A 26,023-nucleotide genomic window follows, 5' to 3' on the forward strand; every position below is an offset into this window, starting at 1 on the left:
CTGGACATAATGTGCGGCATGCCGGTCGCATTCACGGCCCGCCGCACATTTGATGGAATTTCAGATGCCGAGTTCAAAATCCAAGCCCGCCTCGCGCGCCGTTGCCGCCGCCCCCCTCAAGGCGGGCTCGGCGAAGGCCGGGCGTGCATCCACACCCCCGGCCGGGCGCCGCGCCGGAACCGCCCCGGACCGGCAGGACGGCAAGCCCGCCGCGGTCGTGCTCGATATGGAGACCGCCACCGGGGACGGCGATCCGAAGACCCAGGGCGAAGGCATCTATGCCCGCCTGCGGTCAGACATCATTGCCGGCCGCATCACTCCCGGCTCGCGCCTGCCCTTCCGCCAGCTGAGCGCCCGCTACGAGGTCGGGATCGGCCCCCTGCGCGAGGCGCTGGTGCGCCTCGCCTCCGAGCAGCTGGTGGATTTCGAGGGCCAGCGCGGCTTCATGGCGGCGCCCTTGTCCCTCAAGGACCTCAACGACCTGTGCCAGCTGCGCATCCAGCTGAGCTGCCAGGCGCTGCGCGATTCCATCGCCCGCGGCGGCGAGGATTGGGAGGACGAGATCCTTGTCGCACTGCACCGCCTGGTGCGCAGCCCGCTGCCCTCCTCCGACGATGACGATGCGGCGATCGACGAATGGGAGCGCCGGCACGACCGCTTCCACACCAGCCTCATCGCCGCGTGTGAATCCCGCTGGCTGCTGCATTTCTGCGCCACCCTGTCGGACCAGTTCCAGCGCTACCGCAGGTTCATCGTGCTGAGCATGGCGCAGTCCTATTCCTTGTTCGACGAGGTCCGCATCCAGCATCAGGCCATGGCCGAAGCGGTGCTGGAGCGGCGGGCCGACGATGCCGAAGCCCTCCTGATGGCGCACTATCGCGACAGCCTCGCGCGGGTGATGGAACAGATGGAGAGCTTCGTGCGCAGAAAGCGCGCCTGAGGCCCCGTCCGGCAACGGAAAGGGGCGACCTGCGGGACGCAGCTCCTCGATCGACCACCTAAAACTGGTTGACACCGGTTTGTTCGAACATCAGGATATTGATCGAACGCTCAATAGATGTTGTAGCATCGCTCCGCCGACCTGGGCCTGAAGAACGCCAACGATGCCGGACGACACCACCGCCCCAGAGCGGTGCGCCATCCGCACAGGCCCCACAGCCGACCGACTGCCGCCATGGAGCAGCAGCGCAATAAAACGAGTTGGGAGGATGGAATGAATACGCATCGCAGGCGATGGTTTCGCTGCGCCCTCGGCCTTGCGGCCCTGGTCTCGACCGGCCTCGGCCTTGCCGCCGGCCTTGCCGCTCCAGCCGCCGCCGAGCCGATCAAGATCCGGATCGGCTGGTCGACCATGCCCGGGCACATGATCCCGGTCCTCTATTCCAACCCGAGCGTGCTCAAGCACTATGGCAAAAGCTATGTGGTGGAGCCGATCCTGTTCCGCGGCTCCACTCCGCAGATCACCGCCATGGCCGCCGGCGAGATCGACATGGCGGCGTTCTCCGCCACTGCGCTGGCGTTCGCCGTCAACAATGCCGGCCTCGATGTCAAGGTGGTGGCCGACATCATCCAGGACGGCGTCGGCGACTATCACTCCGACACCTTCCTCGTGCGCGCCGACAGCGGCATCAACAAGCCCGAGGACCTGAAGGGCAAGCGCATCGGCACCAACGCCATCGGCTCCGCATCGGACACCGGCATGCGGGTGCTGCTGCTCAACAAGGGCCTCGTGGACAAGCGCGACTTCACCTCGATCGAGGTCGCCTTCCCCAACATCCCGGCCATGATCGAGGAAGGCAAGATCGACATGGGCATGGTGGTGCAGCCCATGTCCGATAAGCTGGTCGCGTCGGGCAAGTTCAAGGTGCTCTACACCATCAAGGACTCCGTCGGGCCCTCCGAGCTCGTCTTCCTCGCCGCCCGCAACGACTTCCTGCAGAAGAACAAGCAGGCTGTGCTGGATTTCTTCGAGGATCACGTGCGCGCCATGCGCTGGTTCATGGACCCCAAGAACAAGGCCGAGGCCTCGGCTCTCATCGGCAAGTTCATGAAGCAGCCCCCCGAGAACTTCGAATACATGTTCACCACCGCCGACTATTATCGCGATCCGTTCCTCATTCCCAACATCCCGAACCTGCAGACCATGGTGGACGCCTCGGTGAAGGCCGGCGCTCTGCCCGCTCCTTTCCAGGTGGCGCCCAAGCATGTGGACCTGAGCTTCGTCGAGGAAGCCAAGCGCCGCATCCTCGCGAGCGAGGGCAAGAGCCAGTGAGCACCGCGCGCCCCATCCCCCACGAAAACGCCGATCCCAGCGCGGTCGGCATCGAGATCCGCGACGTCAGCCACCATTATGGCGGCCGCAACGGCCAGGGCGGCGTCACCGCCCTCGATCACATCAACCTCGACATCCGGCCCAACGAGTTCCACGCGCTGCTCGGGCCCTCCGGCTGCGGCAAGAGCACTTTGCTCTACCTCATCGGCGGCTTCATCCCGGTTCAGTCCGGCGTGATCGAGACCGCGCGCGGGCCGGTGACCGGCCCCCATCCCGAGCGCGGCATCGTGTTCCAGAACTTCGCCCTCTTCCCGTGGAAGACGGTGCTGCAGAACACGCTCTATGGCCTCGAGAAATTGGGCCTGCCGAAGAAGGAGCGCGAGGAGAAGGCGCGCCACTTCATCGATCTCGTGCACCTGTCCGGGTTCGAGAATGCCTTTCCCTCCCAGCTCTCGGGCGGCATGCAGCAGCGCGCCGCCATCGCCCGCACGCTGGCGGTGGACCCGGAGATCCTGCTCATGGACGAGCCGTTCGGGGCGCTCGACGCCCAGACGCGGCGTGTCATGCAGGAAGAGCTCCGGTCCATCTGGCAGCGGACCCGCAAGACCGTGGTGTTTGTCACCCACGACGTGCAGGAGGCGGTGTTCCTCGCCGACCGCATCTCGATCATGAGCGCGCGCCCCGGCCGCATCCAGCACGTCATCGACGTGGGCTTCAACCGCGAGCATGGCGACGATGTGGTCAAGAAGCCGGAGTTCGTCGAGATGGGCGAGCACATCTGGGGCCTTGTGCGCGACCAGGCCGTGGCGGCGACGCGGAGCGCCCACTGATGGGAAGCCTCGCCAACATCGCGGTGCGCTACGCGCCGCTCCTCATCGTGCTGGTCGGTTGGGAGATCATCGCCACTGCCGGGCCCCTCTCCAACCAGCTTCTGCCCGACGTGATGTCGGTGCTGTCGGCCCTGTGGGACCTCATCCTGGACGGCGAGATCATCCGCCACGGCCTGCGCTCCCTCAGCCGGGCGGCCATCGGCTTCGGCCTTGCGGTGCTGGTGGGCTCGGCCGCGGGGCTTCTGATGGCCTCCTTCCGGCCGGTGCGCCTGCTGGTGAACCCGGTGGTGCAGATCTTCTATCCCATGCCCAAGTCGGCCCTCATCCCGGTCATGATGATCTGGTTCGGGCTCGGCGACATGTCGAAGATCGTGCTGATCTTCATCGGCTGCCTGCTGCCGGTGATTGTCAGCTCCTACAATGGCGCGCGGGGGGTCAACCCGTTCTTCCTGTGGTCGGCGCGCTCGCTGGGCGCCTCGCCGGCGGCGACGCTGCTCCAGGTCACGCTGCCGGCGGCCATGCCGGAGCTGCTCAGCGGCATCCGCACCGCCCTCGCCTTCGCCTTCATCCTGATGGTCTCGTCGGAATTCGTCATCGCCAAGGACGGGTTCGGCTACCTCATCAGCCAGCTCGGCGATGGCGGCGCCTATGCCTCCATGTTCGCGGTCATCCTCGTCGTGGCGGCCTTCGGCTTCATCGCCGATCGGCTCTACGGAAGCTTCGTTCGGCATCAGCTGCGCTGGAGGGAGCCATGAACCGCTCGGCCAATCCGCCCATCTCCAACCCGCCCATCTCCAACCGGCCCCAGGACCGCCCTGTCCCCGGCGCGCCGCTCATGGGCCTGTGGCGGAGCCTCGCGCGGCGGCTGACCGGCGATGCCATGATCCAGTGCCTCGTGGTCCTGGCGCTGCTGGCGGCATGGGAAACGGTCACGCAGCTCGGCCTCGTTCATCCCTTCCTGCTGCCGCGGCTGTCCTCCGTGATTGCGCGGATCGGCGCCAACATTGCCGCCGGGACCGTCTTCTTCGACCTTGGCCTCACCCTCTACCGGGCGGCGGCTGGCTTTGCCATCGCGCTGGTGGTGGCGATTCCGCTGGGCGTGCTGATGGCGCGCAATGCCGGCGTGCGCTGGTTCTTCGATCCGCTCATCTCGGTGGGCTTCCCCATGCCGAAGATCTCCTTCCTGCCGATCTTCATCCTGTGGTTCGGCATCTTCGACACGTCCAAGATCGTGATGATCGCCTTCTCCTGCTTCTTCCCCCTGGTCTCGGCGACCTATGCCGGCACGCTCGGGGTGGACAAATGGGTGGTGTGGTCGGCCCGCTCGTTCGGCGCCACGCAGAACGAGGTGCTGCGCGAGGTGGTGCTGCCCATGGCGCTGCCGCAGATCCTCACCGGCGTGCAGATCGCGGTTCCTGTGGCGCTCATCACCACGGTCGTCACCGAAATGCTCATGGGCGGGCCCGGCATCGGCGGCAGCATGATGCAGGCCGGACGCTTCGCAGACTCGGTCGGAGTGTTCGCCGGGATCGTGGAAATCGCCATCCTTGGTGCGGTGGTGGTGCGCGCCGTCGAGCGGCTGAGGGCCTACCTCTTGGCCTGGCATCCGGAGACGCGGCGCTAGCAGGACGCACGCCGCGGTCCGTCCTGCGGGGGTCTCGTCCCAAGGGACAGACCCCCGCTTTTTTTGCCGCGAGCCCTGTTCCCCGACCTGCACGAAAAGCCTCTGCCCGGCGCTTCAGGCCGGGCGGGGGCTGATGCTTTGCGCGGCGGCGGGGCGGGCCTATTCGGCGGTCCAGCCCCCATCGACGACGAGGGACGAACCGGTCATCAGGGCCGCCGCGCCGGACGCGAGGAAGACCACCGCCCCCATCAGGTCCTCCACCTCGCCGATGCGGCCCAGCTTGATCTTGCTCAGCACGCTGTCGCGGAAGGATTGGTCCTGGAAAAAGGGGCGGGTCATGGGCGTCTGGATGAAGGTGGGCGCCAGGGTGTTCACACGGATATTATGCGGTGCGAGCTCGATGGCCATGGCCTTCGAGAAACCCTCCATCGCCCATTTCGATGCGCAGTAGATGGACCTTCGGGCGCTGCCGACGTGCCCCATCTGTGAGGAGACGTGGATGATCGAGCCGCCGCGTCCCGCCGCCACCATGCCCCGCGCCACCGTCTGGGCGACGAAATAGGCCGCGCGCACATTGATGCCCATCACCGCATCGAAGTCCTCGATCTTCACGTCGAGGAAGGCGCTCGGCCGGTTGGTGCCGGCGTTGTTCACCAGCACGTCGAACGGGCCCGCGGCGTCAAGGGTTTCCTGCATTCGCGGCAGGTCGGTGACGTCGAGGGCGAGGGCTTCCGCCTGGCCGCCCTGCTCTCGGATGGCCGCCGCCGCGGCCTCCACCTCGTCGAGGCTGCGCGCGGCGAGGATCGCCTTCGCCCCCGCCTGTGCCAAAGCCGCCGCGGCGGCAAGGCCGATGCCGCGGCCCGCGCCCGTCACCAGAGCCCGCTTGCCGGCAAGGTGGAAGCTGGGCGTCTTCGGTAATTCCATTGCGGTCTCCCGAGGCAAACGCGAAAAAGGGACCCGCGCGCGGGTCCCTTGCGAAAACGGAAAGCCAGCCCTTATTCGGCCGCCGTGGCGTAGGGGATGTTGCGCCCGCCATAGCGGCGCACGCGCACGTTGGCCTGCTCGGCATGGCCGGCGAAGCCCTCCAGCATGCACAGGCGCGAGCAGTATTCGCCAATCATGGCCGAGGCCTCGTCGGACAGTACCCGCTGGTACGTGCAGGTCTTCAGGAACTTGCCCACCCACAGGCCGCCGGTGTAGCGCGCCGATTTCAGCGTCGGCAGCGTGTGGTTGGTGCCGATCACCTTGTCGCCGAACGCCACGTTGGTGCGCGGCCCGAGGAAGAGGGCACCGTAATTGGTCATGTTCGCGAGGAAATAATCGGGATCGACCGTCATCACCTGCACGTGCTCGGAGGCGATGCGGTCGGCTTCCCGCACCATTTCCTCATAGCTGTCGCAGACGATGACCTCGCCGTAATCCTCCCATGCCTTCCGCGCCACCTCCGCGGTGGGCAGGATGGTGAGCAGGCGCTCCACCTCGGCCATGGTCTCAACCGCCAGCTTCTGCGAATTGGTGAGCAGGATGGCGGGCGAGTTGGGCCCGTGCTCGGCCTGGCCGAGAAGGTCCGTGGCGCACATTTCGGCGTCCACGCTGTCGTCGGCGATCACCAGCGTTTCGGTCGGGCCGGCAAACAGGTCGATGCCCACGCGGCCGTAGAGCTGGCGCTTGGCTTCGGCCACGAAGGCGTTGCCCGGCCCGACCAGCATGTCCACCGGCTCCATGGACTGGGTGCCGAGCGCCATGGCGCCCACGGCCTGGATTCCGCCGAGGCAGTAGATGGCATCCGCCCCGGCGAGGTGCTGGGCGGCGACGATGGCCGGTGCCGGCTCGCCATGGTACGGCGGGGCGCAGGTGACGATGCGCTTGACCCCGGCGACCTTGGCCGTAATCACCGACATGTGGGCCGAGGCGAGCAGCGGATATTTGCCGCCCGGCACGTAGCATCCGACCGAATTCACCGGGATGTTCTTGTGCCCGAGCACGATGCCGGGCAGCGTCTCCACCTCGATGTCCTTCAGCGCGTCCTTCTGGTGCTGGGCAAAATTGCGCACCTGCTCCTGGGCGAAGCGGATGTCGTCGAGATCGCGCTTCGTCAGCTTCGACAGGCACGCCTCGATCTCCTGGTCCGAGAGGCGGTAGTCGTCGCGGTCCCACTTGTCGAACTTGATGGAAAGCTCGCGCACGGCGGCATCGCCGCGGGCCTCGATGTCGGCGAGGATGCCCTCCACCGTGGCGCGGACCTTGGCCTGGTCCTCGGCGCGCGCCGCGGCGTCGCGGCTGGTCTTGAGAAAGCGTGCCATGGTGTCCCGGCCTCACTTCACCGCCTGGGGATTGATGGGAGAGCCGGCCCCGCCCGGCAGGTGCAGCGGAGGGGCGCTGAAGAAGAATTCATAGACCTTATCCGCCTCGCAATCCTCGGCAAGCTCCTTCAGGTAGAAGATTTCGCCCATGGAAATGCCGATGGCGGGGATGACGACCCAGTGCCAGGGCTGGTTGGCCTCGTCGGTCTCGTTGGGCCGCACTTCGCACCCCCAGGTATCCGAGCAGATGGCGGCGATGTCCTTCTCCCGGATCCAGTAGCAGGTCTCGAAGGCGAAGCCGGGGGCGGCGCCGCCCGCATATCCGCTCCAATCCTTGTTGGCGAGGCAGCGTTCCTGGTGGCCCGTGCGCACGATCACGAAATCGCCCTTGCGGATCTCCACCCCCTGCGCGGCAGCGGTGGCTTCGAGGTCGGCGATGGTGATGGCGTAGCCGTCATCGAGGGAACCGACTCCCTTGAAGCGCGCCACATCCAGCAGCACGCCGCGGCCCACCATCTTGTCGCGCACATGCTCGATGCCGAGCTTCTTCGCGCCGCGGGCATCGACGAGGTTCGCGTCGTATCCGTTGTACATCTTGTCGCCGAGGAAGATGTGGCACAGCGCATCCCACTGGGTGGACGCCTGGCAGGGCATGTTGATGGCGTCGTCCGCGTAGCGCAGGTACGGATAGGGCGTGTCCTGGTTGCCGGCGACCGCGTCGGTTCCGGTGGCGAGCATGGTGTGGATGGGGTTCCACCGCCCGCCGAACAGCCCCGACTGGATCGGCTCCTTCAGCGACAGGCCGAGCGAGAAGACCTTGCCTTTGCGGATCAGCCGGCCGGCGGCGATCACATCCTCAGGGGATACGTTGTTGAGGGTGCCGATCTGGTCGTTTTCGCCCCAGCGCCCCCAGTTCGAGAGCTTTTCCGCCGCTTCGAGAATGGCAGCGCGATTGACCTGCATGGGTTCCTCCGTTTTCATTATCGATCGATAATTAACTGAAACACGCAGGGGTGCAAGCCTTCGCGGGAGCGTTGGGGCGCGGCAGGAAAGTCCGGTTTCGCGCCGCCCGTGGCGTTCCGAAGCAAGAGCCGCAGGTGAGCGAAACCGCGTGGGCTTTGAGCTCGACGGATGCGTCTATCGGCCGAGAGGGTAAATCCGTCACGGTCCGGTAAGATGAGTGCGATTCATCGCCCGGGCGATGCTGCGGTGGATCGGAGACGGGCGTTCTCGAGCCTGGCGGCAGAAGGTGATGCGACATGGAACGGGGAGCGGGGCGGCGCAAGGCAAAGCCGGAACAGCGTGCCAAGAAAGCGCGGCCCCGGAAGTCCCGCGCGAGCGAGACGGCCGAGAAGGAAGCATCTGTAAACGAGCCAGGCAGCACGGCCCGCGTACCCGCGCCCAAACGGCGCCTGTCAGCGGAGGACCGCCGGCAGGAGATCCTCACGAAATCCATCGAATACTTCGCGAAGGTCGGCTTCGACGGCGGCACCCGTGACCTCGCCCGGCACCTCGGCACCACGCAGCCCCTGCTCTATCGCTACTTCCCGAACAAGGACGCCCTCATCCAGGAAATCTACAAGGTCGTCTTCTTCGACCAGTGGAAGCCGCAGTGGGACGAGTTGCTCGCCGATCGCAGCCGGCCGCTGCGCGATCGGCTGCAGGAGTTCTACGAGGCCTATACGGACACCATCCTGACCCCGCTGTGGATCCGCATCTATTTCTTCGCCGGCCTGAAGGGCGAGTTCATCAACGAGCGCTACATCAAGCTCGTCGAGGAACGGCTGCTGTCGCGCATCGTGCGCGAATTTCATCTGGAGAAGGGGCTGGAGCCGCCGGAGACGGTGGGGGATCGCGACCTGGAGATCGCCTGGGACCTGCAGAGCGGCATCTTCTATTACGGCGTGCGCCGGTACATCTATCACGCACGCACGTTCCTGCCGAAGAACGAGATGATCGCCTGCGCCCTCGATCTGTTCTTCGCCGGCTATGGGGAAATCCTGGTGCGGCGTCAGCGCGAGACCGCCGCGGTTGCGCTGCCCGCGAAACGGCGCGCCGGCCGCCAGCGAAAAGTGAGCCCCGCCTGAACCCGGCGAACCACGGCGGAGGCCGGTCTTTGCCGGAAGGGGGCGCACCACCGGGCGCGGCCCCGTCCCGTCCAGCTTGCGCTATTTCCCGCGGGGCTCGCTCATTTCCTTGAGCACGGAATACAGGCCGGCGGTGTCATCGGCGTGCCGGCCGGCGCCCAGCGCGGCCACATAGAAAGGGATGCTCGCCGCCAGCAGCGGCGTCGGCACCCGCATGTCGCGGGCAAATTCGCTGATGAGGTCGAGATCCTTCATATAGACCTCGAACTTCATGCCCGCCGGCTGGTAGACCTCCTCGAACATCATGGGCGCGCGCACCTCGAACATGCGCGAATTGCCCGCTCCATCGCGGATGGCATCGAACATCATGTTGAGGTCCAGGCCGGAGCGGTGCGCCATGAGGACGGCTTCGGCGGTGGAGAGGTTGTGGATCGTGACAAGAAGGTTGGCCACGAACTTCAGCTTGGTCCCGGAGCCGAACGGGCCCACGAAGCGCGTCGAGCGGGCAAAGCCGTCGAACATGGGCCGCAGCCGCTCGACCACGGCCTCATCCCCTGAGGCATAGAGCACGAGGTCGCGCACGGCCGCCTGCGCCCCGGTGCCGCTCACCGGGCAGTCCAGCACCGGATTGCCCTTCGCCTCGAACAGGGCCCGGCAATAGTCCTTGGCATAAAGGGGGAAGGTGCTCATCTCCACCACGGGGACGCCGGCACCGATGCTATGCACCAGGCCGTCCGGCCCGCCACAGACCACCTTCAGAGCCTCAACGGAGGCGAGGGCGATGAGAACGACGTCCGCCTGTGCCGCCACCTCCTTCGGCGAGCCCGCCACCGTGCCGCCCATCCCAGCCAGCGCGGCCTGCGCCGCAGTGGCGACGTCGAAGCCGACCACGTCGAAGCCCGACTCCCTCAGGTTGCGGGCATAGGCGGAGCCCATGATGCCGAGGCCGACAATGCCCACGCGCGGGCGCTCAAGACTGCTCATGCTGCTTCCTCCCGCCGGCCGGTCCGGCCGAAGCCCTTCGGGCCAGAACCGCCGGTGCGTCATCTTGGTTTTACGGTCGGGAACACGCCGTGGCCATGTCCCGCAGGCAAGGTCTGGCAAGGTCGGATCGGCCGCATCGGCCAATCCCACCCCCGCCTGAGGCGAGGGACAGTCCGGCGCCGGGGATGTCCCGACGCTGCCCGCAGGAACGGGCGGAACCTGCCGCCATTGCATAATTGACAAGCCACTCACTAGCAAGGATTATCGACCGATAAACAAACCGCCTCGGCGGCGTCGGCGACCCTGCATGGCCCGCTGGGGCGGCCCCTCACTTGACAGTTGTCGTGCGCACCAGGGCCGGATTGGGCCGCACGGGACGGGCATCCGCGAATTGATGGAAGCCAACATCCAGACCCGACGTTAAAATTCGATAACAAAGACCGTCTTGCCGGCCGATCGCGCAGGAGCAGGAACGAACGTGCGCCAGGGAGAAGCATCCGTGTTGAAGCGCTTTGCCGAGGTCGACCCGGAGCGGCTGACGCCGCCCGAAAAGGCGATCTATGACATGATCGCCAGCGGCCCCCGCGGCACCGTCCCCTACATCTTCCAGCTTCTCCTGCGCAGCCCGCAGCTCGCCGAGCGCACCCAGGAGCTCGGCATCTTCTGCCGCTATGAAACCGGGTTTCCCCCGCGCCTGTCCGAGCTTGCCATCCTGGTGGTGGCGAAGCACTGGGACAGCGCCTTCGAATGGTCGGTGCACGAGCACGAGGCCCGCAAGGCGGGCGTGCCGGAAGCCGTCATCGCCGCCATCGCGGCCGGGCGGAAGCCCGACTTCGGCGATGCGGACGAGGCCCTGGTCCATGGCTTCGCCACCGCCTTCTTCGCCCACAACGACGTGCCGGACGACCTGTTCGCCGCGGCGGAAGCCCGGTTTGGTCGCAAGGGGGCGGTCGAGCTTGCGGGACTGATCGGCTATTACTCGATGCTCGCCATCGTGCTGCGCATCTACCGCGTCCCGCCCCAGGGCGAAGCATAGCGCCGGGGCTCGCGTGCATCCCGCCATGCACAGCCCCTGCCCCGTGCCGGCGTCCTGCGGCCCATCGTTCGATTTTCCGACTGCCCGAGGGAGGCGGCATGGCCAGTGATATCGCGTTCCGCGTGAACGGGATCGAGCGGCGCATCGCCATCGAGGAGAGCGTCCCGCTCATCCACGTGCTGCGCAACGAGCTCGACCTGAAGGCCACCCGCTTCGGCTGCGGCGAGGAGCAGTGCGGCGCCTGCATGGTGCTGCTCGACGGCCAGCCCGCCTACGCCTGCACCTTGATCGTGGGCGAGGCGGCAGGACGCAGCATCGAGACCGCGGAGGTCCTCGCCGATGGCGCGCATCCGCTTCGCGCGGCGTTCCTTGAAGAGCAGGCGGGCCAGTGCGGCTACTGCCTGTCCGGCATCCTGCTTTCCGCGAAGGCGCTGCTCGACCGGACGGCGTCGCCCACGCGTGCCGAGATCATCGCCGCGCTGGAGCCGCACCTGTGCCGGTGCGGCGCCCAGGGCCGCATGGTGCGGGCCGTGGAGCGCGCTGCCGCCTCCCTCCGGAACGAGGTCGCCGCATGATCCCCAACGCGCTGCCCCAGAGCCTCGTCGACAATCCCCGCATCGACCAGTGGATCAGCTTCCCGTCCGGCGGCCGCGTGGCGCTGCGCACCGGAAAGGTGGAGCTCGGACAGGGCCTGCTCACCGCCCTACTCCAGATCGCCGCCGACGAGCTGGACGTGGCCGCCGCCCGCATCCTGCTCACCTCGGGCGATACCGAGGCAGCGCCGAACGAGGGCTATACCGCGGGCAGCCGCTCGGTCGAGCTGTCCGGCGGCGCCATCCGCCTCGTCTGCGCCGAGGTGCGGGCGCTGATGCTGGAGGCGGCGGCCGAGCGGTTGGGCTGCCCGGCGCGCGCGCTGTCGGTCAGCGACGGCGCCATCCTGCGCGACGGGGTCGAGAGCGGGCTCGACTACTGGACCCTCGCGGAAGCCGTGAACCTCGCTCGCACGGCAAGCGGCACCGCACCGGCCAAGCCGGCCGCCGCGCTGCGCGTCGTCGGCACGGACGTGCCCCGCCGGGACCTGCCCGACAAGCTCGGCGGCGCGCCGTTCATCCAGGACATCAGCTTCCCCGGCATGCTGCATGCGCGTGTCTTGCACCGCCCGCGCAAGGGCGCGCACATCGCCCATCTGGACGAGGCCGGGGCGCTGCGTGCCGGCCACGGCTCGGTCTCTCTCGTGCGCTCCGGCGACCTCGTGGCGGTCGTCGGGGAAAGGGAATGGCAGGTGGACGCCGCCTGCAAGCGCCTGCGCGAGCGGACTCAGTGGGAAGGCGGCGTGACGATCAACGCCGCCGACGGTGAGGCCACGAGCCTGCTCTCCCGTCCTCTGGCGCCCGCGCGCGTCATCCACCAGGGGCAGGCGGGCGACGCTCCGGCCACCAGCCGGATCGAGGCGACCTACTCGAAGCCCTATATTGCCCACGGCTCCATCGCCCCATCCTGCGCCCTCGCCCGCTTCGAAGACGGAAGGCTCACCATCTGGACCCACTCCCAGGGCGTCTTCCTGCTGCGCGGCGCCGTCGCCCGCGCCCTGAAGCTGCCCGCCGAGGCCGTCCACGTCATCCACCACCAGGGCGCCGGCTGCTACGGCCACAACGGGGCGGACGACGCGGCTTTCGATGCCGCCTTCGTGGCGATGGCCCGGCCGGGCCAGACCGTGCGGGTGCTGTGGACGCGCGAGGACGAGCTGGGTGTCGCTCCCTTCGGCGCGGCCATGCAGGTCAAGGTGTCCGCCGACCTCGACGACGACGGCCGCCCGCTCGCCTGGACGCAGGAGATCTGGAGCCCCACCCATGCCGCCCGTCCGGGCATCAACGGGGCGGTCAACCTTCTCGGCGCGCAGGAGATGGAAGACCCGCCGCAGGACCCGCCCCCCATCGACCTCAACGAGGCGGCCGGCGGCGGCGCGACCCGCAACGGCTTCTCGCTGTATGATTTTCCGCAGACCATGGTGCACCATTTCGTCGCCGACAATCCCATCCGCACCTCGTCCATGCGCGGCCTCGGCGCGTTCGCCAACGTCTTCGCCATCGAGAGCTTCATGGACGAGCTGGCCGAGGCGGCCGGCGCCGATCCCGTCGCCTACCGGCTGTCGCTAATGAACGATCGGCGGGCACGGGCGGTGATCGAGACGGCGGCGCAGATGTCGGGTTGGGGCGCCGCGACGCCGGATGGCGTGGCCCGCGGCTTTGCCTTCAGCCGCTACAAGAACTTCGCCGCCTATCTCGCCGCCGTGGTGGAGCTCAAGGTGGACGAGGACGTGCGCGTCTCCCGCGTATGGTGTGCCGTGGATGCCGGGCGCGTCATCAATCCCGACGGCGCGCGCAACCAGATCGAGGGCGGCGCCATCCAGGCCACGAGCTGGGCACTGAAGGAGCAGGTCCGGTTCGCCGACGGCCAGGTCGTCTCCAACCGCTGGGAGACCTACCCCATCCTGCGCTTTTCCGAAGTGCCCGAGATCGAGACGCGCCTTCTCGGCACGCCCGAGGACCCGCCCCTCGGCATCGGCGAGGTGTCGCAGGGACCGGTGGGCGCCGCCATCGGCAACGCCGTGGCGAGCGCGCTCGGCGTGCGGCTGCGGCATCTGCCTCTGACGCGCGAGCGCATCATGGCGGCGCTGCTGGAGGCGTAAGGCCGAAACGGCCGGCGCGTGCGGCGCGCCGGCCCTTCTGTCTCTGGCCGCACCGCGTCAGTGCTCCGGGGCCATCCGTGCGCTGGAGAAGGCAGGCAGCGCGAAGCATCGCTCCGACAAGGCCCGGAACGCCGGATAGGGTTCGGTATCCATGGCGAACAGCTCGGCGCTCAGGGCGTGGCCGGCAATGCAGATATCGGCAATGCCCGGTGTCGCGCCCAGTGCAAACGGCGACGGGGGACGACGGGACAGCAGCCGCTCGTAGGCCCCCATCCCCTCCCCCACCCAGTGGCGCGCCCAGGCGTTCACCGCCTTTTCGTCGGCGCCGAAGGTCGTGGCGAGATATCTCCGCACGCGCGGCACGACGAGCGGATGAGCATCCGCCACGGTGGCGAGCGCGAGCGCCCGCGCATAGGCCCGCTCCCGCGGGTCCGTGGGCAGGAGCGGCGGCTCCGGGTGCGTCTCCTCCAGATATTCGAGGAGAGCGAGCGACTGGAAGAGAACGTGGCCGTCCTCCTCCACCAGCGAGGGCACCGCATGGGCCGGGTTCACCGCGTCATAGACGGCGGTGAACTGGCTGCCGTGCAGGATGTCCACGCTCTCCTCCTCGAAGGCGAGCCCCTTCAGGTTGAGTGCGACCCGCAGGCGGAACGAGGCGATGGACCGCCAGAAGCCATACATGCGAAGCGTCATGGGCGTTGTACTCCTGCGCGCCGGCTTCTTGCGCTCACAGGCCGAGCAGGGCCTTCGCGTTGCCGCCGCAGATGGCCGCCTTGGCGGCATCGTCGAAACCGGCGCCCATGACGTGCCCGACCGGATCGCTCTCGGCCATGTCGTAGGGATAGTCGGTTCCCATCAGCACATGGTCCACGCCCACGAGATTCACCAGTGCCTCCAGCTGGCCGGTCGAGAACACCACCGTGTCGAAGTACATCCGCTTGAGGTAGGTGGTGGGCGCAAGCGGCAGCTTGCCCCGGGCGTCGGAGCGGGCGCCCCAGGCGTGGTCCATGCGCGCCGCATAGGCCGCCACGTAGCCGCCGCCGTGGACCGACAGGATCTTCAGGTTCGGATGACGCTCCAGCACGCCGTCGAAGATCAGGAAATGGATGGCGATGGTGGTCTCGAGCGGATTGCCGATGACGTTGTTGAAATAGAAGCGCTTCAGCCGGTCGGCATGGGTGAAGCCGTTGGGGTGCAGCAGCACCACCGCGCCCAGCTCCTCCGCCTTGGCCCAGAACGGCTCGAACGCGGGGTCCGACAATTCCCGCCCGGCGACATTGGTGAGCACCTGGACGCCCTTGAAGCCGAGGTTCTTCACCACGAACTCCAGCTCCGCCGCGGCGGCCTCTCCGTCCTGCAGCGGAACGGTTCCGAAGGCGCGGAAGCGGTCCGGACGGCGCACCACGTATTCCGCCAGCCCCTCGTTGACCATGCGGGACGCCTTGACGGCGATGTCCAGCGGGACGGTGTAGTAGCACTGGGGCGGCGGCGGCATCACCAGCTGCATGTCGATGCCGGCCTCGTCGAGATCCCGAAGGCGATCATCGTAGCCGGTGATGCGCGACGTGCGGTCCCGATCCTGCTGCTGGTTGATCGCCTTGGTGTCCTCGGTCGCGAAATGGGCGAGCGGGATGGTGGAGAGATCCACATGCGGACCGGCGAGCTTGGCCGCCTCCGGCACCGCCACGTGGGAATGGATGTCGAAGGTCATGGTCGCCGGACGGGCGACCCTTGCGCCTTCAACATGGGGGCGCCCGGCGGTGGGGCCGAATCGGTTCCAGACAACGTTCATCTTGCTTGGTCCTGCACTATGGCTCTCAGAACACGCCGAGATGCCGGGAGATGAGTTCGTGGTCGGCGGCCGCGTCGGCGGCGGAGCCGCAGAACGCCACGCGACCGGTGTTGATGATCACCACGTCGTCGGCGAGGTTCAGGGTCATCTTGATGTTCTGCTCCACCAGGATGATCGACAGCCCCTCGCCCTTCAGCATGGCGATGGTGCGCCCCACATCGGCGACGATCTGCGGCGCAAGCCCCTCGGAGGGCTCGTCCATGAGCAGCACCCGCGGGTTGCTCATCAGCGCACGGCCGATGGCGAGCATCTGCTGTTCGCCGCCCGAAAGTGAGCCCGCAAACTGCCCCTGCCGCTCATTCAGCCGCGGGAAGATGTCGAACACCCGGGCCAGCGACCAGACCGGCACGCGGCTGCCGCGGGTCGGCCCCCGCTCGGCCACCTGGAGGTTCTCCTTCACGGTGAGGCTGCGGAAGATGCGCCGCCCCTGGGGCACGAGGGAGATCCCGCGCCGCGCGATGTTCTCCGGTGCCGCGCCGCTGACCCGCTCCCCGGCGAGCACCACGGTGCCGCGCTTGGGCGGCAGGAAGCCCACCACGGTGCTCATGCAGGTGCTCTTGCCGGCGCCGTTGCGCCCGAGCAGGCCGAGAAGACGGCCCTCGCCCAAAGAGAAACTCAGCCCGTGCAGGACGTGGCTCTCGCCGTAATAGGCATCGATGTTGCTGAGTTCGAGGATGTCATTCGCCAAGGTAGATCTCCCGCGTGCGCGGATCGGACACCACCTCGGACCTGGTGCCCTCGACGATCACCTGCCCGAAATGCAGGACGGTGATCTGCTCCGCGAAGGCGAGGGCAACGTCCATGTCGTGCTCGATCATGATGATGGTGACGTCGCGCGGGATGGCGGCGAAAAGCGCGCTGATCCCGTTGCGTTCCTCCGGGGAGAGGCCGGCCAGCGGCTCGTCGAGCAGCAGCACCTTCGGCTTCTGGGCAAGCGCCATGGCAAGCTCCAGGCGCCGGCGCTCTCCGTAGGACGTCTCCGCCACCCTCCGCCGGCCGGATGAGCCGAGACCCACCTGCTGAAGCGACTCCTGGGCGAGATCGAACAGGTCCGAACGCTTCGCCAGCAGGCTCCAGGGGTCCCACCGCTCGAACCTGAGCCCGAGCAGCGACAGCACCACGTTGTGGAGCAGCGTCTCCTGCGGGAACAGGGTGAGAATCTGGTAGGTCCGGGAGAGGCCGCGCGCCACGCGGTGACGCGTCTTCAGCGCGGAAATCTCCTCCCCGAACATGCGGATGGAGCCGGTATCCGGCCTGAGGTCCCCGGTGATCTGGTTGAACAGGGTGGTCTTGCCCGCCCCGTTCGGGCCGATGATGAGCCGGCGCTCGCCGGGCGCGATCCGCATGGACACGTCGCGGGTCACCACCAAGCCGCCGAAGCGCTTGGTGAGGCCGCTAATTTCAAGGGCGGCGACGCTCATGACGCATGCTCCGCGGAGGGGGCCTGACCCTGGCCCGGCGGTCCGGCCAGTTTGGCCGGCCTGGGTCGACGCATGCGGGCCCATAGCGCCTGGCAGCCGGGCACAAGCCCGTGGGGCATGAACATCACCGCCACGATGAAGATCAGGCCGAGCAGCGCGTTCCAGCGCTCCACATAGGTGGAGGCGACGTTCTTCACCAACGTCACCACCACCGCGCCCACCACCGGCCCCGCCAGCGTCGAGGCCCCGCCGAGGATGGACATCAGCAGCACCTCGGCGGACTGCTGGAGCGAGACCACGTAGGGGCTCACGAACTTCTGGAAGTAGACGAAGAGAAGTCCCGCCACCGCGGCCCAGAAGCCGGACATGACGAAGGCGATCCAGCGGATCATCCAGACGTTGTGGCCAAGCATCCGCATGCGGCGGGGCTGGTCCTTCGAGCCGCGCAGCGCCGCACCAAAGGGCGAGTTCACAACGCGCCAGACGAAGTACAGCGACACCGCGAAGATGATGAGGGAGAAGAAATAGAAGCTCCGCGCCCCCTCGATGTTGAAGCCCAGCGGTTGCGGACGGGCGGGAAAGCGCATGCCTGTCTCGCCCTGGGTCAGCCCGACCCAGCGATAGGCGACGCCCCACACGATCTGGCCGAGGGCCAGCGTGATCATGAGAAACGACAATCCGCTCGCTCGCAGCGCCAGCACGCCGAACACGGCTGCCGTGGCCGTCGCCAGCAGAAGCGCGCAGATGGCGGCGGACAATTGGTCCATTCCCGCCACCGTCACGCACCAGGTGACGGCATAGGCCGCGATGCCGAAATAGGCCGCATGGCCCAGCGATGTCATGCCCCCGTAGCCCACGATCAGGTTGAGGCTGACCGCGAACAAAGCGTAGCAGATGATCTGGCTCGCGAGGTTGGTGAAGAAGTCGTTCAGGATGAACGGCACCAGCGCGGCGGCGCCGAGGCCGAGCAGGAAGGCAAGACCAGTGCGGCTCATTGGCGTGCTCCCGCGAAAAAGCCCTCGGGCATCAGCACGAGCGCCGCCACCATGGGGAGGAAGAGGATGACGTAGGCGAAGTCCGGAAAAAGAGCCGTGCCGAAGTTGTAGATGAAGCCCACGACGAGGCTGCCGACGAAGGCTCCCGGCAGGCTCCCGACGCCTCCGAGGATGACCACCACCAGCGCCAGCGGCAGCATGTCCGCATCCAGCCCCGGATAGGCCTGCATGATCGGCCCGCCGATGGTGCCGCCGAGCCCGGCGAGCGCGGCGCCCAGCATGAAGACCAGCATGAACAGCAGCGAGACGCGGATGCCGACGCCCCGCGCCATCTCCATGTCGTCGACGCCGGCGCGGATCATGGCGCCGAGGCGCGTGCGCTCAAGCAGGAAGTAGAGCAGCACGGCCGCGACGATGGCCACCACCAGCACCACCAGCCTGTAGGTGGGAAAGGCGTAGCCCATGAGCAGCAGCGGCGGGCGGAGCCAGGCCGGCGCCGGCACCGGCACCGGATCGCCCGTCCACACGACGAGGCAGACGTCGGCAATGATGAACGAGACACCGAGCGTCACCAGCACCTGACCCTGGGTGTTGCCGGCGAGCCGCCGCAGCAGGAGCCGCTCCAGCAGGACGCCCAGCACACCCACCGCCAGACCCGCCAGAAGCGCCGCGACCCAGAAGTTCGCGCCGAATTCCATGAAGCTGGCCCCGAAATACGCTCCCAGCATGAAGAAGGCGCCATGCGAGAGGTTCGGCATGCGCATCAGCCCGAAGATCAGCGAGAAGCCCGCCGACAGCAGAAATAGCAGGCCGCCGAAGGCAATGCTGTTGAGTGTTTGAATGAGCCAGAATTGCATCTGGTCTTCCTCTGGAAGGTGAAATGTCGTCGCGCCGGAGCCCACGATCCGGCTGCGGTATGACGGGGGATGAGCACCGCTGACGCGGCCTTCAAGGCCGCATCCGAGGACGCCGCGGCCCGCCTCACCCGGGCACGCCGAAGGCGCGTGCCAGGACGCGTGTGTCAGGCCTCGGCCTTGCGAGCGGGCTGCCGGCGTTCCGTTTCATTGAATCCGAGGCGAACCCACCGATCAGGCCGGTTCCGGCCGGGACCGGCTTCAGTTTTCCAGGTTTTTCGCCGCAGGGTAGTCGCGGGAATAGACGGGATTTTTCAGGAACTCTTCCTCATTGTAGGTCCAGAACTGGCCGACGTTCTGGTACGTCTTGATGACCTTGTTCACCAGCCGGCCGTCCTGCTTCTCGACGCGGCGGATGTAGATGTCTCCGACCACATTTCCGTACTTGTCGAGGCTCACCGGACCGCGGCAGGTGTTCGCAACCTTGGTGGTGTGCAGGGAATCGCGAATTGCTTCCTTGTTGTCGAACCGGCCGCCAAGGTTTTTCACAGTGGCTTCAAGAACGGCCGCAGCGGTGTAGGTGGAGGCCGCGTAGTATCCGGGGTCCACCTTGTAGTCCCGCTGCATGCCCGCAACGAACGCTTTGTTCTGCGGATTGTCCAGCGTCGCCGAATACCACGATACCGAGAGCAAGCCGATCGCGTCATCGCCCATGCGCGGCAGGAGGGATTCGTCGAAGGTGGTCATGCCGCCGAGCAGGGGTAGCTTGTCCTTCAGCCCGTATTCGTTGAACTGACGGAAGAAACGGAAGCCGTTCGAGCCGGCGAAGCCGCAGAACAGGGTGTCGAGCTTCGGGTTGAGCTGGGCGATGTAGGTGCCGTAGTCGGGCACGGCGAGCGGTGGCCAGAGTTTCTGGACGACCTTGCCGCCGCCCTCCTCGAACACCCGCTGAAAGCCCGAGTTCATCTCGTGCCCATAGGCGATGTCGTCGGCGATGGTGGCGGCCCGCTTGAACTTCAGGTCCTTGGCCGCGTAGTCGCCCATCACCTGGGAGCATTGCGAGGAGGTGGAGGTGACGCGGATCACCCACGGATTGATACGCCGCTGGGTGAGATCGTCGGCCGCCGCAACAAACAGCGTCGGGGTTTTCGTCTCGCGGATCGTGTCGTCGATGGCCAGGGCTTCCTGGGTGGCGAGCGGACCGATCATGCAATCGATCTTGTTGAGCTCGACCAGCTCCTGGAGCTTGGTACGCGCCACGTTGGGGGCGCCGCCGGTGTCCACGGTGAACAGTTCCACCGGCACGCCGGCCAGGGTGTTGTTGCGCTCCTTGAGGTAGAGGACGAGCCCCTGCTCCATCTGGATGCCGCCAGAGGCAAAGGGCCCGGTCTTCACGGTCATGAAACCGATCCGGATGGGCTTTACCTGGGCGCGAACCGCTGGCGCTCCGAGCGCGGCCACGCCGACGCCCGCTCCTACCCCCTTGAGAAGGGTTCTGCGATCGACCAACATGATGTCTCCTTGTCGTTCCCTGGATATTGCATTTTTATTTTGTTCGGCGATGCCGTTATTTTCTATTTTGCTTATGTTTTATACTTATATTGATTACTTCTCGAAACGAGCTTCATCCGACAATCGGGCGGGCTTCCAGCGCCCGCATGATCTGCATCCGGGACTTGCCCACATGCCGGCGCACCACCCGCGCTGCCGCGTTTCCATTACGAGCCTGCAGCGCCTCGATCACTTCGACGTGGTCCTTCAGCGGCTCATCGAAGCCGCGATCGGCGATGGCCGACAGGCTGATGAGCACAAGCCGGGCGTAGAAATCCATGGCATTCATGGTTTCTTCGGCCAGTCGCCGATTTTTCGAAAGCACAGCTATGTAATGGTGGAACTCGTGATTGTAGCGGGCAAATGCCTCCGGCGATTTCGTGTCGGCGAAACGAAAGCGGTCAAGGCTCGCGAGATCTTCGTCGCTCGCCACCTGGGCAACCTTCTTGACGCACGCCTCCTCCAGGATCTGGCGAAGCTCCAGAACGTCGTTGGCGTCCCGTACTGATATAGCACGCACTTTATGACCACGCCGCGCTTCGATCTCCACCAGGCCCTCGTTCTCGAGCCGCTGGAGGGCATCGCGCACCGGGGACTTGCTCACCCCAAACCGTTGCGCCAGATCAGCTTCACGAAGTTCCGCCCCCGGCATGATGATGCAGCGCAGGATATCGTTGCGCATGGTTTCGTAGATCGTATGGCGTGCCAGCATCGTCGAAAAACCTCATCTCTGAGAGATCAGCAGGCAGAACAAGATCGTTGTCAAGGCACAATCGAAATTGTTTATCACCCGATCACGATGCCCTGGGCAAATCACCTCGCCCTCCGCCCAACCCCTTGGTTGCAGGCAGATTCTTGTGTCAATTCATCAACTGACGCCGGGCACTCCAAGCCCCGTTCGCGGCGTGTCCGGGAAGGCCAACCGCGAACGGGCGTGAAGCGCTCCCGCGCGGCTACGGGATGATGGGCAGCAGCAGGTAGGAGTCCCTGTCCGGGCCGAAATGCAGCGTCGTCGTCCCGCCGAAAATCTCCATCGGCCGGTCCAGCGGATCATTGTGGAGAAACGGCCCGCAGCCGGTCAGCGCGTTCTTGAGGTTCGACAGACGATCGCCCGGCCCGCCCGGATATTCATAGTCCTTGCCGCGCACGGTCAGGGCGATGCGGTAGCCCTTGGGCACCACGATGCACGTCGGCCATATCTCGATGTCCAACGCCACCACCTCACCGGGCGTGAGTGGCTCCGGCTGGTCGTGGGTGTGATAGGGGCGATGCGGCTGCGACAGGGCGGGATCGAGCTTGCGGTGCGATGCCCTGAGCCAGCCTTGCGCCACCGGGGTGTGCGGATCAAGGGCGCCCTGGAACACCACTTCCTTCAGATCGGCGGAAAAGACACGGAAGACCAGGAAGAGGTCCGCGTCGGTGGTAGACGAGGAGACGAAGAGGCGAGCCGCCAAAGGGCCGGTGATTTCCGTCTCCTCGTCCATGGGCGGGGAGATGAAGGTCACGCCCTCGCCGGTGGCGTCGAACGGCAGCTCCGTCACGTTCGCCACGGAATCCGTGGAGAGCCGGCCGGTGCGCGGGTGAAGATTCATCTTTGTCCACTTCGTGCGGGCCAGCGGCCACTCGTTCTCCGCCCGCGCCACGAACCGCTCGCCGGGATGGCGCACCTGGAGCAGCACGCGGGGCTCGCGGTCCCAGCCATTGTCCTCGCCCTTGAGGAAATGATCGAAGAAGCGGAGCTGCAGCTTGCGCCCATAGTCGGTATAAAAGTGGGTCCAGTGCTCGATGCCGTGCACCTCCAGCCACTTGTCCTTGGAGGCGGCACGCGTGAAGCCCTCGAAATTGCCGCGCGGATGCAGGCCCTGGCCGCCCCAGTTGGCGGCGGACAGGAACGGCACCTCGATGTCCGCCCACACCGGCGAGCGGTCCGTGTGATAGTCGTCGTCGAGCGGATGGCTGCGGATCTCGTCGCCGAAGGCGCATCGGTTCGCCGCCAGTTCCTCCTCGCTCAGCAGGCCCGGGCCGCATATCAGCTGGCCGGTGGCCCGGCTGCGGCGGCCCCGTTCGCCGATGCCGTACTGCACCGTCGTCACCTGCATGTCGTACCAGTTGGCCCAGAAGGTCGAGAGGATGCCGCCGTGATGCGTCATGTCTCGATACCAGTCGGCGGACCCTTCCCAGATGCACATGGCCGCCAAATGCGGCGGCTTGTGCTTGGCCACGTGCCACTGGTTGCTGGCGAAATAGGAAATGCCGTTGAGCCCAACCTTTCCGCTACACCAGTCCTGCGCCGCGGCCCATTCGATGCAGTCGTAATAGTCCTTCTGCTCGCGCGGGCCGAAGGGATCGATGTAGCCGGGCGAGGTGCCGCAGCCGCGGCTGTCCACCCGCACGCAGGCATACCCTTCCGGAACCCATTTCTCGGGGTCCACCACCTCCCAGGCCTGGTAGAGGTTGCTGGAGCCGGCCGCGACGTCCGGATGCTTCTGCGCCATCCGTTCCCAGGCGGTGGGATAGCCGTCCTGGAAGGCCAGACCCTTGGCATAGGGGCCATAGGTCAGGAGGGCCGGATAGCGCCCTTCGGCCTGCGGCAGGAAGACGTCGGCGCGCACGATGGCGCCGTCGTCCATGGTGATGGGAACGTCCCACAGGATACGCATGCCGGAACGGAACTCGACATTGAAGCCGCGGTCCCGCGCGGCAGCGTCCCCGTCCAGGGGACGAGGTGCGACAAAGCCCATTGAGTGCCTCCCTCGGCGCATTTCCCAGCCGGCGCTCTTGTTACTGGCGGTTACTTGCCGACTGACCCAATTTGCTGATTGTTCAGCTTGCAGGATGCGTGGGTCATGTTATTGATCGCCCGATCATTAGCAAGAGCAAAAAGCGGCTGCGCAATGCCGTCCGCAGGGAGGTTTTCATGAAGATCGGGTTCGCAGGTATGGGACGCATGGGCAGCGCCATGGCGCAGCGCCTGCTGGAGAAGGGTCATTCGGTCGCCGTCTGGAACCGGTCGCAGGACAAGCTGGCGCCGCTCCAGCAGGCGGGAGCGACCGTCGCGGCCTCGCCGGCGGACCTCGCCCGGGATGCGGAGGTCATCATCACCTCCCTGCTCGACGGCGCCGCTCTGAAGGACGTCTATACAGGTCCGCAGGGCCTCCTTTCCGCCCCCCTGCCCCACGCGCCTTTGTTCATCGATATGAGCACCGTGCTGCCCGAGGAGGAGATCGCCCTGGCCAAGCAGGTCCAAGCCGCCGGTGGCGCCTTCGTCGAATGCCCGGTCGGCGGCACCACCGGCCCGGCCCGCACTGGCAATCTGCTTGGCCTCGCGGGCGGCGCCGACGCCGACTTCGAGCGGGCGCGGCCCGTGCTGGCGGACCTTTGCCGGCGGGTGGAGCATGTGGGGCCGGTTGGCGCCGGCGCCAGCCTGAAGCTCGCCATCAACCTGCCGCTGCTGGTCTATTACCAGAGCCTGGGCGAAGCCTATGCCCTGTGCCGTCACCTCGGCCTCGATCCGGAATGGCTGGTGGACTTCCTCGCCGAGACCTCGGGTGGCATGAACGTCCTCAAGGTCCGCCGCGATGTCATGGCCAAGGCCCTGGCCGGCAAGGACCCCGGGCCCGCCGGCTTCTCGGTGGACGGAATCCGCAAGGATCTTCGCACCATGGTGGCCGCGGCGCGGGCCATCGGCACGGAGCTGCCGGTGGCGGCGCGCACGCTCGCCATCTACGACGAGGCCAGCCGCAAGGGCCTCGGCGACAGCGACGGCGCCGCGCTCACCATCGACTGGGCCTTTCGCACCGGCGCCTGAAGGCGGCCGCGTCGCGCATCTGTCCCGCTCGCGCTGCTCAAAAGCGCCGGCGGGCCGGATGGTCCTGCACGAAGCTTCATTCGAGCGTCGGACGCTCGCTGCGCCGGGAATGACACTGAGAGATCAGGAGGCAGACCATGGGACTTTCGCTTCAGAAGGCCCTCGAGATCATCCATGCGGCGCTGGCCAAGGGCCATGAATTGCAACTGGCACCGCTCACCGTGGCCGTGCTCGACACTGGCGGCCACCTCGTCGCGCTCCAGCGGGAGGACAATTCGGGCATCCTGCGGGTGGAGATCGCTTCGGGAAAGGCGTGGGGCGCGCTGGGCATGGGCATCGGCTCGCGGGAGCTCGGCGAGCGCGCGACCAAGGTGCCTCACTTCTTCAACGCCCTCGCCGCGGCGAGCCAGGGGCGGCTGGTGCCGGTGGCCGGCGGCGTGCTGATCCGTGACACGTCCGGCATCATCGGCGCCGTCGGCATCTCCGGCGACACGTCCGACAATGACGAAGCCTGCGCCCTCGCCGGCATCGCCGCGGCGGGGCTCGTGGGCCAGACCGGCGCGCGGCCACCGGAGGGATAGGAGCCCCGCCAGCGCCTTGCGGGCTTGGACGGGCAGCGGCGGCGAAGGATCGCTCCTATAGGCCGCGGCCAACAGCCGGTCATCTCTCAGGGCCTCGCACACTCCCCTGCTCCGCCGCGGCGGGAGCCGGAGGCTCAGCCTGGCACGCGCGCGGGCTGGCCGGTCGCCGCCGAGGCGAACACGGCTTCCAGCGCCGCCACCGTGTCGATCATCTGCCCCGTTGCGATGGGATAGGGCGGGCCGCCACCGGCGGCGATGGCGAAAGCCTCCACGTTCGCCCGCACCGCGCCGGCGGCGGGATATTCGATCTGTTCCCGCGGCTGGCCGCGCCGCACATAGGTGGCGATCCAGCCCTCCGAGTGCTCGGGATGCGCCTTGTCCCGCACCTCGGCCCATCCCGCGCTGCCATAGACGGCGACGCGCCCGTCGAAGGGCGTGGCCAGGATGGCGGACAACAGCGCATTTGCGCCGCTGGCAAAGCGGATGCTCATGGCGAGCGTGTCGCCGTTCTCGAAATCGGTGGCCAGCGTCGCAAGGTTGGCGAGCACGTGGTCAGCGGGTCCGAGGATGGCGGTTGCCAGATCGATGAGGTGAACGCCGGTGGCGGTGGCGGGACCCACGGGGTTGCTGCGGCTGGTGCGCCAGCCGCCCGGTGGCAGGGCAAGAAACTTGTCCTGGCTGAAATTGGCTTCCAGTTGAAGGATGGTGCCCAGGTCTCCTCCGGCGATGCGCGCCATGAGATCCACCATGGGCGGCTCGAAGCGGCGCTCGTGGCCGACCCCCAGCACCCGGCCGTGGGCGGCGCAGGCAGCCACCGCGCGCTCGGCATCGGCCCGGGTCAGGCAGAGCGGCTTCTCGCAGAAGACATGCTTGCCGGCCATAGCGGCGGCGACGATCTGTCCGGCATGGCCGTCCTGCGGCGTGCACAGGATGATCCCCTGCAGTTCCGGATCGGCAAGCAGCGCCTCGACGTTCGGCACGAAACGCACGGAATGCCGGGCTGCGACGGCCGCCTTCGCCGGATCCGGATCGGCCGCCGCGACGATGCGCACATGCGCGCTGCCGGCGAGCGCCTGCAGCATGACGCTGCCCCACCACCCGAGCCCTGCCAGCCCCACCTCAAGCATGCCTCGGCC

Annotated in this window: 25 protein-coding genes; 11 read left to right on the forward strand and 14 right to left on the reverse strand. The window is 67.0% G+C overall.

The window, feature by feature from the left end:
* Positions 1 to 64 precede the first annotated feature (64 nt).
* The 5 genes from ABLE93_RS07885 to ABLE93_RS07905 all read left to right on the forward strand — a co-directional run bounded on the left by ABLE93_RS07885 (position 65) and on the right by ABLE93_RS07905 (position 4,726).
* Positions 65 to 940, forward strand: coding sequence for a GntR family transcriptional regulator (locus tag ABLE93_RS07885; protein ID WP_348839109.1), 876 nt, complete (start codon positions 65 to 67; stop codon positions 938 to 940).
* Between the two features lie 273 nt (positions 941 to 1,213).
* Positions 1,214 to 2,272 carry an ABC transporter substrate-binding protein gene (locus ABLE93_RS07890; RefSeq protein WP_348839110.1) on the forward strand — a complete coding sequence of 353 codons (1,059 nt, stop codon included), beginning with the start codon at positions 1,214 to 1,216 and terminating at the stop codon, positions 2,270 to 2,272.
* Entirely contained in the window at positions 2,269 to 3,102 is an 834-nt protein-coding gene (locus ABLE93_RS07895) for an ABC transporter ATP-binding protein (RefSeq protein WP_348839111.1), read from the forward strand. Before ABLE93_RS07890 ends, ABLE93_RS07895 begins: the two co-directional genes overlap by 4 nt.
* On the forward strand, positions 3,102 to 3,857 hold the full coding sequence (locus ABLE93_RS07900) for an ABC transporter permease (RefSeq protein ID WP_348839112.1): 756 nt from the start codon (positions 3,102 to 3,104) through the stop codon (positions 3,855 to 3,857). The genes ABLE93_RS07895 and ABLE93_RS07900 overlap by 1 nt, the downstream gene beginning before the upstream one ends.
* A complete protein-coding gene (locus ABLE93_RS07905) occupies positions 3,854 to 4,726 on the forward strand; it encodes an ABC transporter permease (protein ID WP_348839113.1) in 873 nt (290 codons plus the stop codon). The genes ABLE93_RS07900 and ABLE93_RS07905 overlap by 4 nt, the downstream gene beginning before the upstream one ends.
* 159 nt (positions 4,727 to 4,885) lie before the next feature.
* Here ABLE93_RS07905 and ABLE93_RS07910 read toward each other — a convergent pair whose 3' ends face one another.
* The 3 genes from ABLE93_RS07910 to ABLE93_RS07920 all read right to left on the reverse strand — a co-directional run bounded on the left by ABLE93_RS07910 (position 4,886) and on the right by ABLE93_RS07920 (position 7,992).
* Positions 4,886 to 5,650 carry an SDR family NAD(P)-dependent oxidoreductase gene (locus tag ABLE93_RS07910; RefSeq protein WP_348839114.1) on the reverse strand — a complete coding sequence of 255 codons (765 nt, stop codon included), beginning with the start codon at positions 5,648 to 5,650 and terminating at the stop codon, positions 4,886 to 4,888.
* Between the two features lie 71 nt (positions 5,651 to 5,721).
* Complete coding sequence (hisD, locus tag ABLE93_RS07915; protein WP_348839115.1) at positions 5,722 to 7,029, reverse strand: histidinol dehydrogenase; 1,308 nt, start codon at positions 7,027 to 7,029, stop codon at positions 5,722 to 5,724.
* 12 nt (positions 7,030 to 7,041) lie between these two features.
* On the reverse strand, positions 7,042 to 7,992 hold the full coding sequence (locus tag ABLE93_RS07920; RefSeq protein ID WP_348839116.1) for a cyclase family protein: 951 nt from the start codon (positions 7,990 to 7,992) through the stop codon (positions 7,042 to 7,044).
* A 296-nt stretch (positions 7,993 to 8,288) separates the two neighbouring features.
* Here ABLE93_RS07920 and ABLE93_RS07925 point away from each other — a divergent pair, with 296 nt between their 5' ends.
* On the forward strand, positions 8,289 to 9,116 hold the full coding sequence (locus ABLE93_RS07925) for a TetR/AcrR family transcriptional regulator (RefSeq protein ID WP_348839117.1): 828 nt from the start codon (positions 8,289 to 8,291) through the stop codon (positions 9,114 to 9,116).
* A gap of 81 nt (positions 9,117 to 9,197) precedes the next feature.
* On the opposite strand, the gene ABLE93_RS07930 is transcribed toward ABLE93_RS07925, so the two are convergent.
* Entirely contained in the window at positions 9,198 to 10,100 is a 903-nt protein-coding gene (locus ABLE93_RS07930; RefSeq protein ID WP_348839118.1) for an NAD(P)-dependent oxidoreductase, read from the reverse strand.
* 499 nt (positions 10,101 to 10,599) lie between these two features.
* Here ABLE93_RS07930 and ABLE93_RS07935 point away from each other — a divergent pair, with 499 nt between their 5' ends.
* The 3 genes from ABLE93_RS07935 to ABLE93_RS07945 all read left to right on the forward strand — a co-directional run bounded on the left by ABLE93_RS07935 (position 10,600) and on the right by ABLE93_RS07945 (position 13,825).
* Positions 10,600 to 11,136, forward strand: coding sequence for a carboxymuconolactone decarboxylase family protein (locus ABLE93_RS07935; RefSeq protein WP_348839119.1), 537 nt, complete (start codon positions 10,600 to 10,602; stop codon positions 11,134 to 11,136).
* A 98-nt stretch (positions 11,137 to 11,234) separates the two neighbouring features.
* Positions 11,235 to 11,711, forward strand: coding sequence for a (2Fe-2S)-binding protein (locus ABLE93_RS07940; RefSeq protein ID WP_348839120.1), 477 nt, complete (start codon positions 11,235 to 11,237; stop codon positions 11,709 to 11,711).
* Positions 11,708 to 13,825, forward strand: coding sequence for a xanthine dehydrogenase family protein molybdopterin-binding subunit (locus ABLE93_RS07945; RefSeq protein ID WP_348839122.1), 2,118 nt, complete (start codon positions 11,708 to 11,710; stop codon positions 13,823 to 13,825). Before ABLE93_RS07940 ends, ABLE93_RS07945 begins: the two co-directional genes overlap by 4 nt.
* Positions 13,826 to 13,882: 57 nt before the next feature.
* Here the strand turns inward: ABLE93_RS07945 and maiA are convergent, their stop codons facing one another.
* The 9 genes from maiA to ABLE93_RS07990 form a co-directional block, all read right to left on the reverse strand.
* Positions 13,883 to 14,518 carry a maleylacetoacetate isomerase gene (maiA, locus tag ABLE93_RS07950; RefSeq protein WP_348839123.1) on the reverse strand — a complete coding sequence of 212 codons (636 nt, stop codon included), beginning with the start codon at positions 14,516 to 14,518 and terminating at the stop codon, positions 13,883 to 13,885.
* 34 nt (positions 14,519 to 14,552) lie between these two features.
* Positions 14,553 to 15,617: an amidohydrolase family protein gene (locus ABLE93_RS07955; protein WP_348839124.1), complete on the reverse strand. Its 1,065-nt coding sequence runs from the start codon at positions 15,615 to 15,617 to the stop codon at positions 14,553 to 14,555.
* 25 nt (positions 15,618 to 15,642) lie between these two features.
* Positions 15,643 to 16,365, reverse strand: a complete 723-nt coding sequence (locus ABLE93_RS07960; RefSeq protein ID WP_348839125.1) for an ABC transporter ATP-binding protein — start codon at positions 16,363 to 16,365, stop codon at positions 15,643 to 15,645.
* A complete protein-coding gene (locus ABLE93_RS07965) occupies positions 16,355 to 17,098 on the reverse strand; it encodes an ABC transporter ATP-binding protein (RefSeq protein WP_348839126.1) in 744 nt (247 codons plus the stop codon). Before ABLE93_RS07965 ends, ABLE93_RS07960 begins: the two co-directional genes overlap by 11 nt.
* Positions 17,095 to 18,093, reverse strand: coding sequence for a branched-chain amino acid ABC transporter permease (locus tag ABLE93_RS07970; protein WP_348839127.1), 999 nt, complete (start codon positions 18,091 to 18,093; stop codon positions 17,095 to 17,097). Before ABLE93_RS07970 ends, ABLE93_RS07965 begins: the two co-directional genes overlap by 4 nt.
* Positions 18,090 to 18,950: a branched-chain amino acid ABC transporter permease gene (locus ABLE93_RS07975; protein ID WP_348839128.1), complete on the reverse strand. Its 861-nt coding sequence runs from the start codon at positions 18,948 to 18,950 to the stop codon at positions 18,090 to 18,092. Before ABLE93_RS07975 ends, ABLE93_RS07970 begins: the two co-directional genes overlap by 4 nt.
* Positions 18,951 to 19,208: 258 nt before the next feature.
* Positions 19,209 to 20,459, reverse strand: coding sequence for an ABC transporter substrate-binding protein (locus tag ABLE93_RS07980; RefSeq protein WP_348839130.1), 1,251 nt, complete (start codon positions 20,457 to 20,459; stop codon positions 19,209 to 19,211).
* A gap of 112 nt (positions 20,460 to 20,571) precedes the next feature.
* Positions 20,572 to 21,210, reverse strand: coding sequence for a GntR family transcriptional regulator (locus tag ABLE93_RS07985; RefSeq protein ID WP_348839131.1), 639 nt, complete (start codon positions 21,208 to 21,210; stop codon positions 20,572 to 20,574).
* 241 nt (positions 21,211 to 21,451) lie between these two features.
* Positions 21,452 to 23,239 carry a CocE/NonD family hydrolase gene (locus tag ABLE93_RS07990; RefSeq protein ID WP_348839132.1) on the reverse strand — a complete coding sequence of 596 codons (1,788 nt, stop codon included), beginning with the start codon at positions 23,237 to 23,239 and terminating at the stop codon, positions 21,452 to 21,454.
* 176 nt (positions 23,240 to 23,415) lie between these two features.
* On the opposite strand from ABLE93_RS07990, the gene ABLE93_RS07995 reads away from it, so the two are divergent.
* Positions 23,416 to 24,306: an NAD(P)-dependent oxidoreductase gene (locus ABLE93_RS07995; RefSeq protein ID WP_348839133.1), complete on the forward strand. Its 891-nt coding sequence runs from the start codon at positions 23,416 to 23,418 to the stop codon at positions 24,304 to 24,306.
* A gap of 137 nt (positions 24,307 to 24,443) precedes the next feature.
* Positions 24,444 to 24,887: a GlcG/HbpS family heme-binding protein gene (locus ABLE93_RS08000; protein ID WP_348839134.1), complete on the forward strand. Its 444-nt coding sequence runs from the start codon at positions 24,444 to 24,446 to the stop codon at positions 24,885 to 24,887.
* Positions 24,888 to 25,021: 134 nt separating this feature from the next.
* On the opposite strand, the gene ABLE93_RS08005 is transcribed toward ABLE93_RS08000, so the two are convergent.
* Complete coding sequence (locus ABLE93_RS08005; protein ID WP_348839135.1) at positions 25,022 to 26,014, reverse strand: Gfo/Idh/MocA family protein; 993 nt, start codon at positions 26,012 to 26,014, stop codon at positions 25,022 to 25,024.
* Between the last annotated feature and the right edge of the window lie 9 nt (positions 26,015 to 26,023).

It is taken from the genome of Xanthobacter pollutisoli, from assembly GCF_040044995.1.
In the GTDB taxonomy this organism is placed as follows: domain Bacteria; phylum Pseudomonadota; class Alphaproteobacteria; order Rhizobiales; family Xanthobacteraceae; genus Xanthobacter.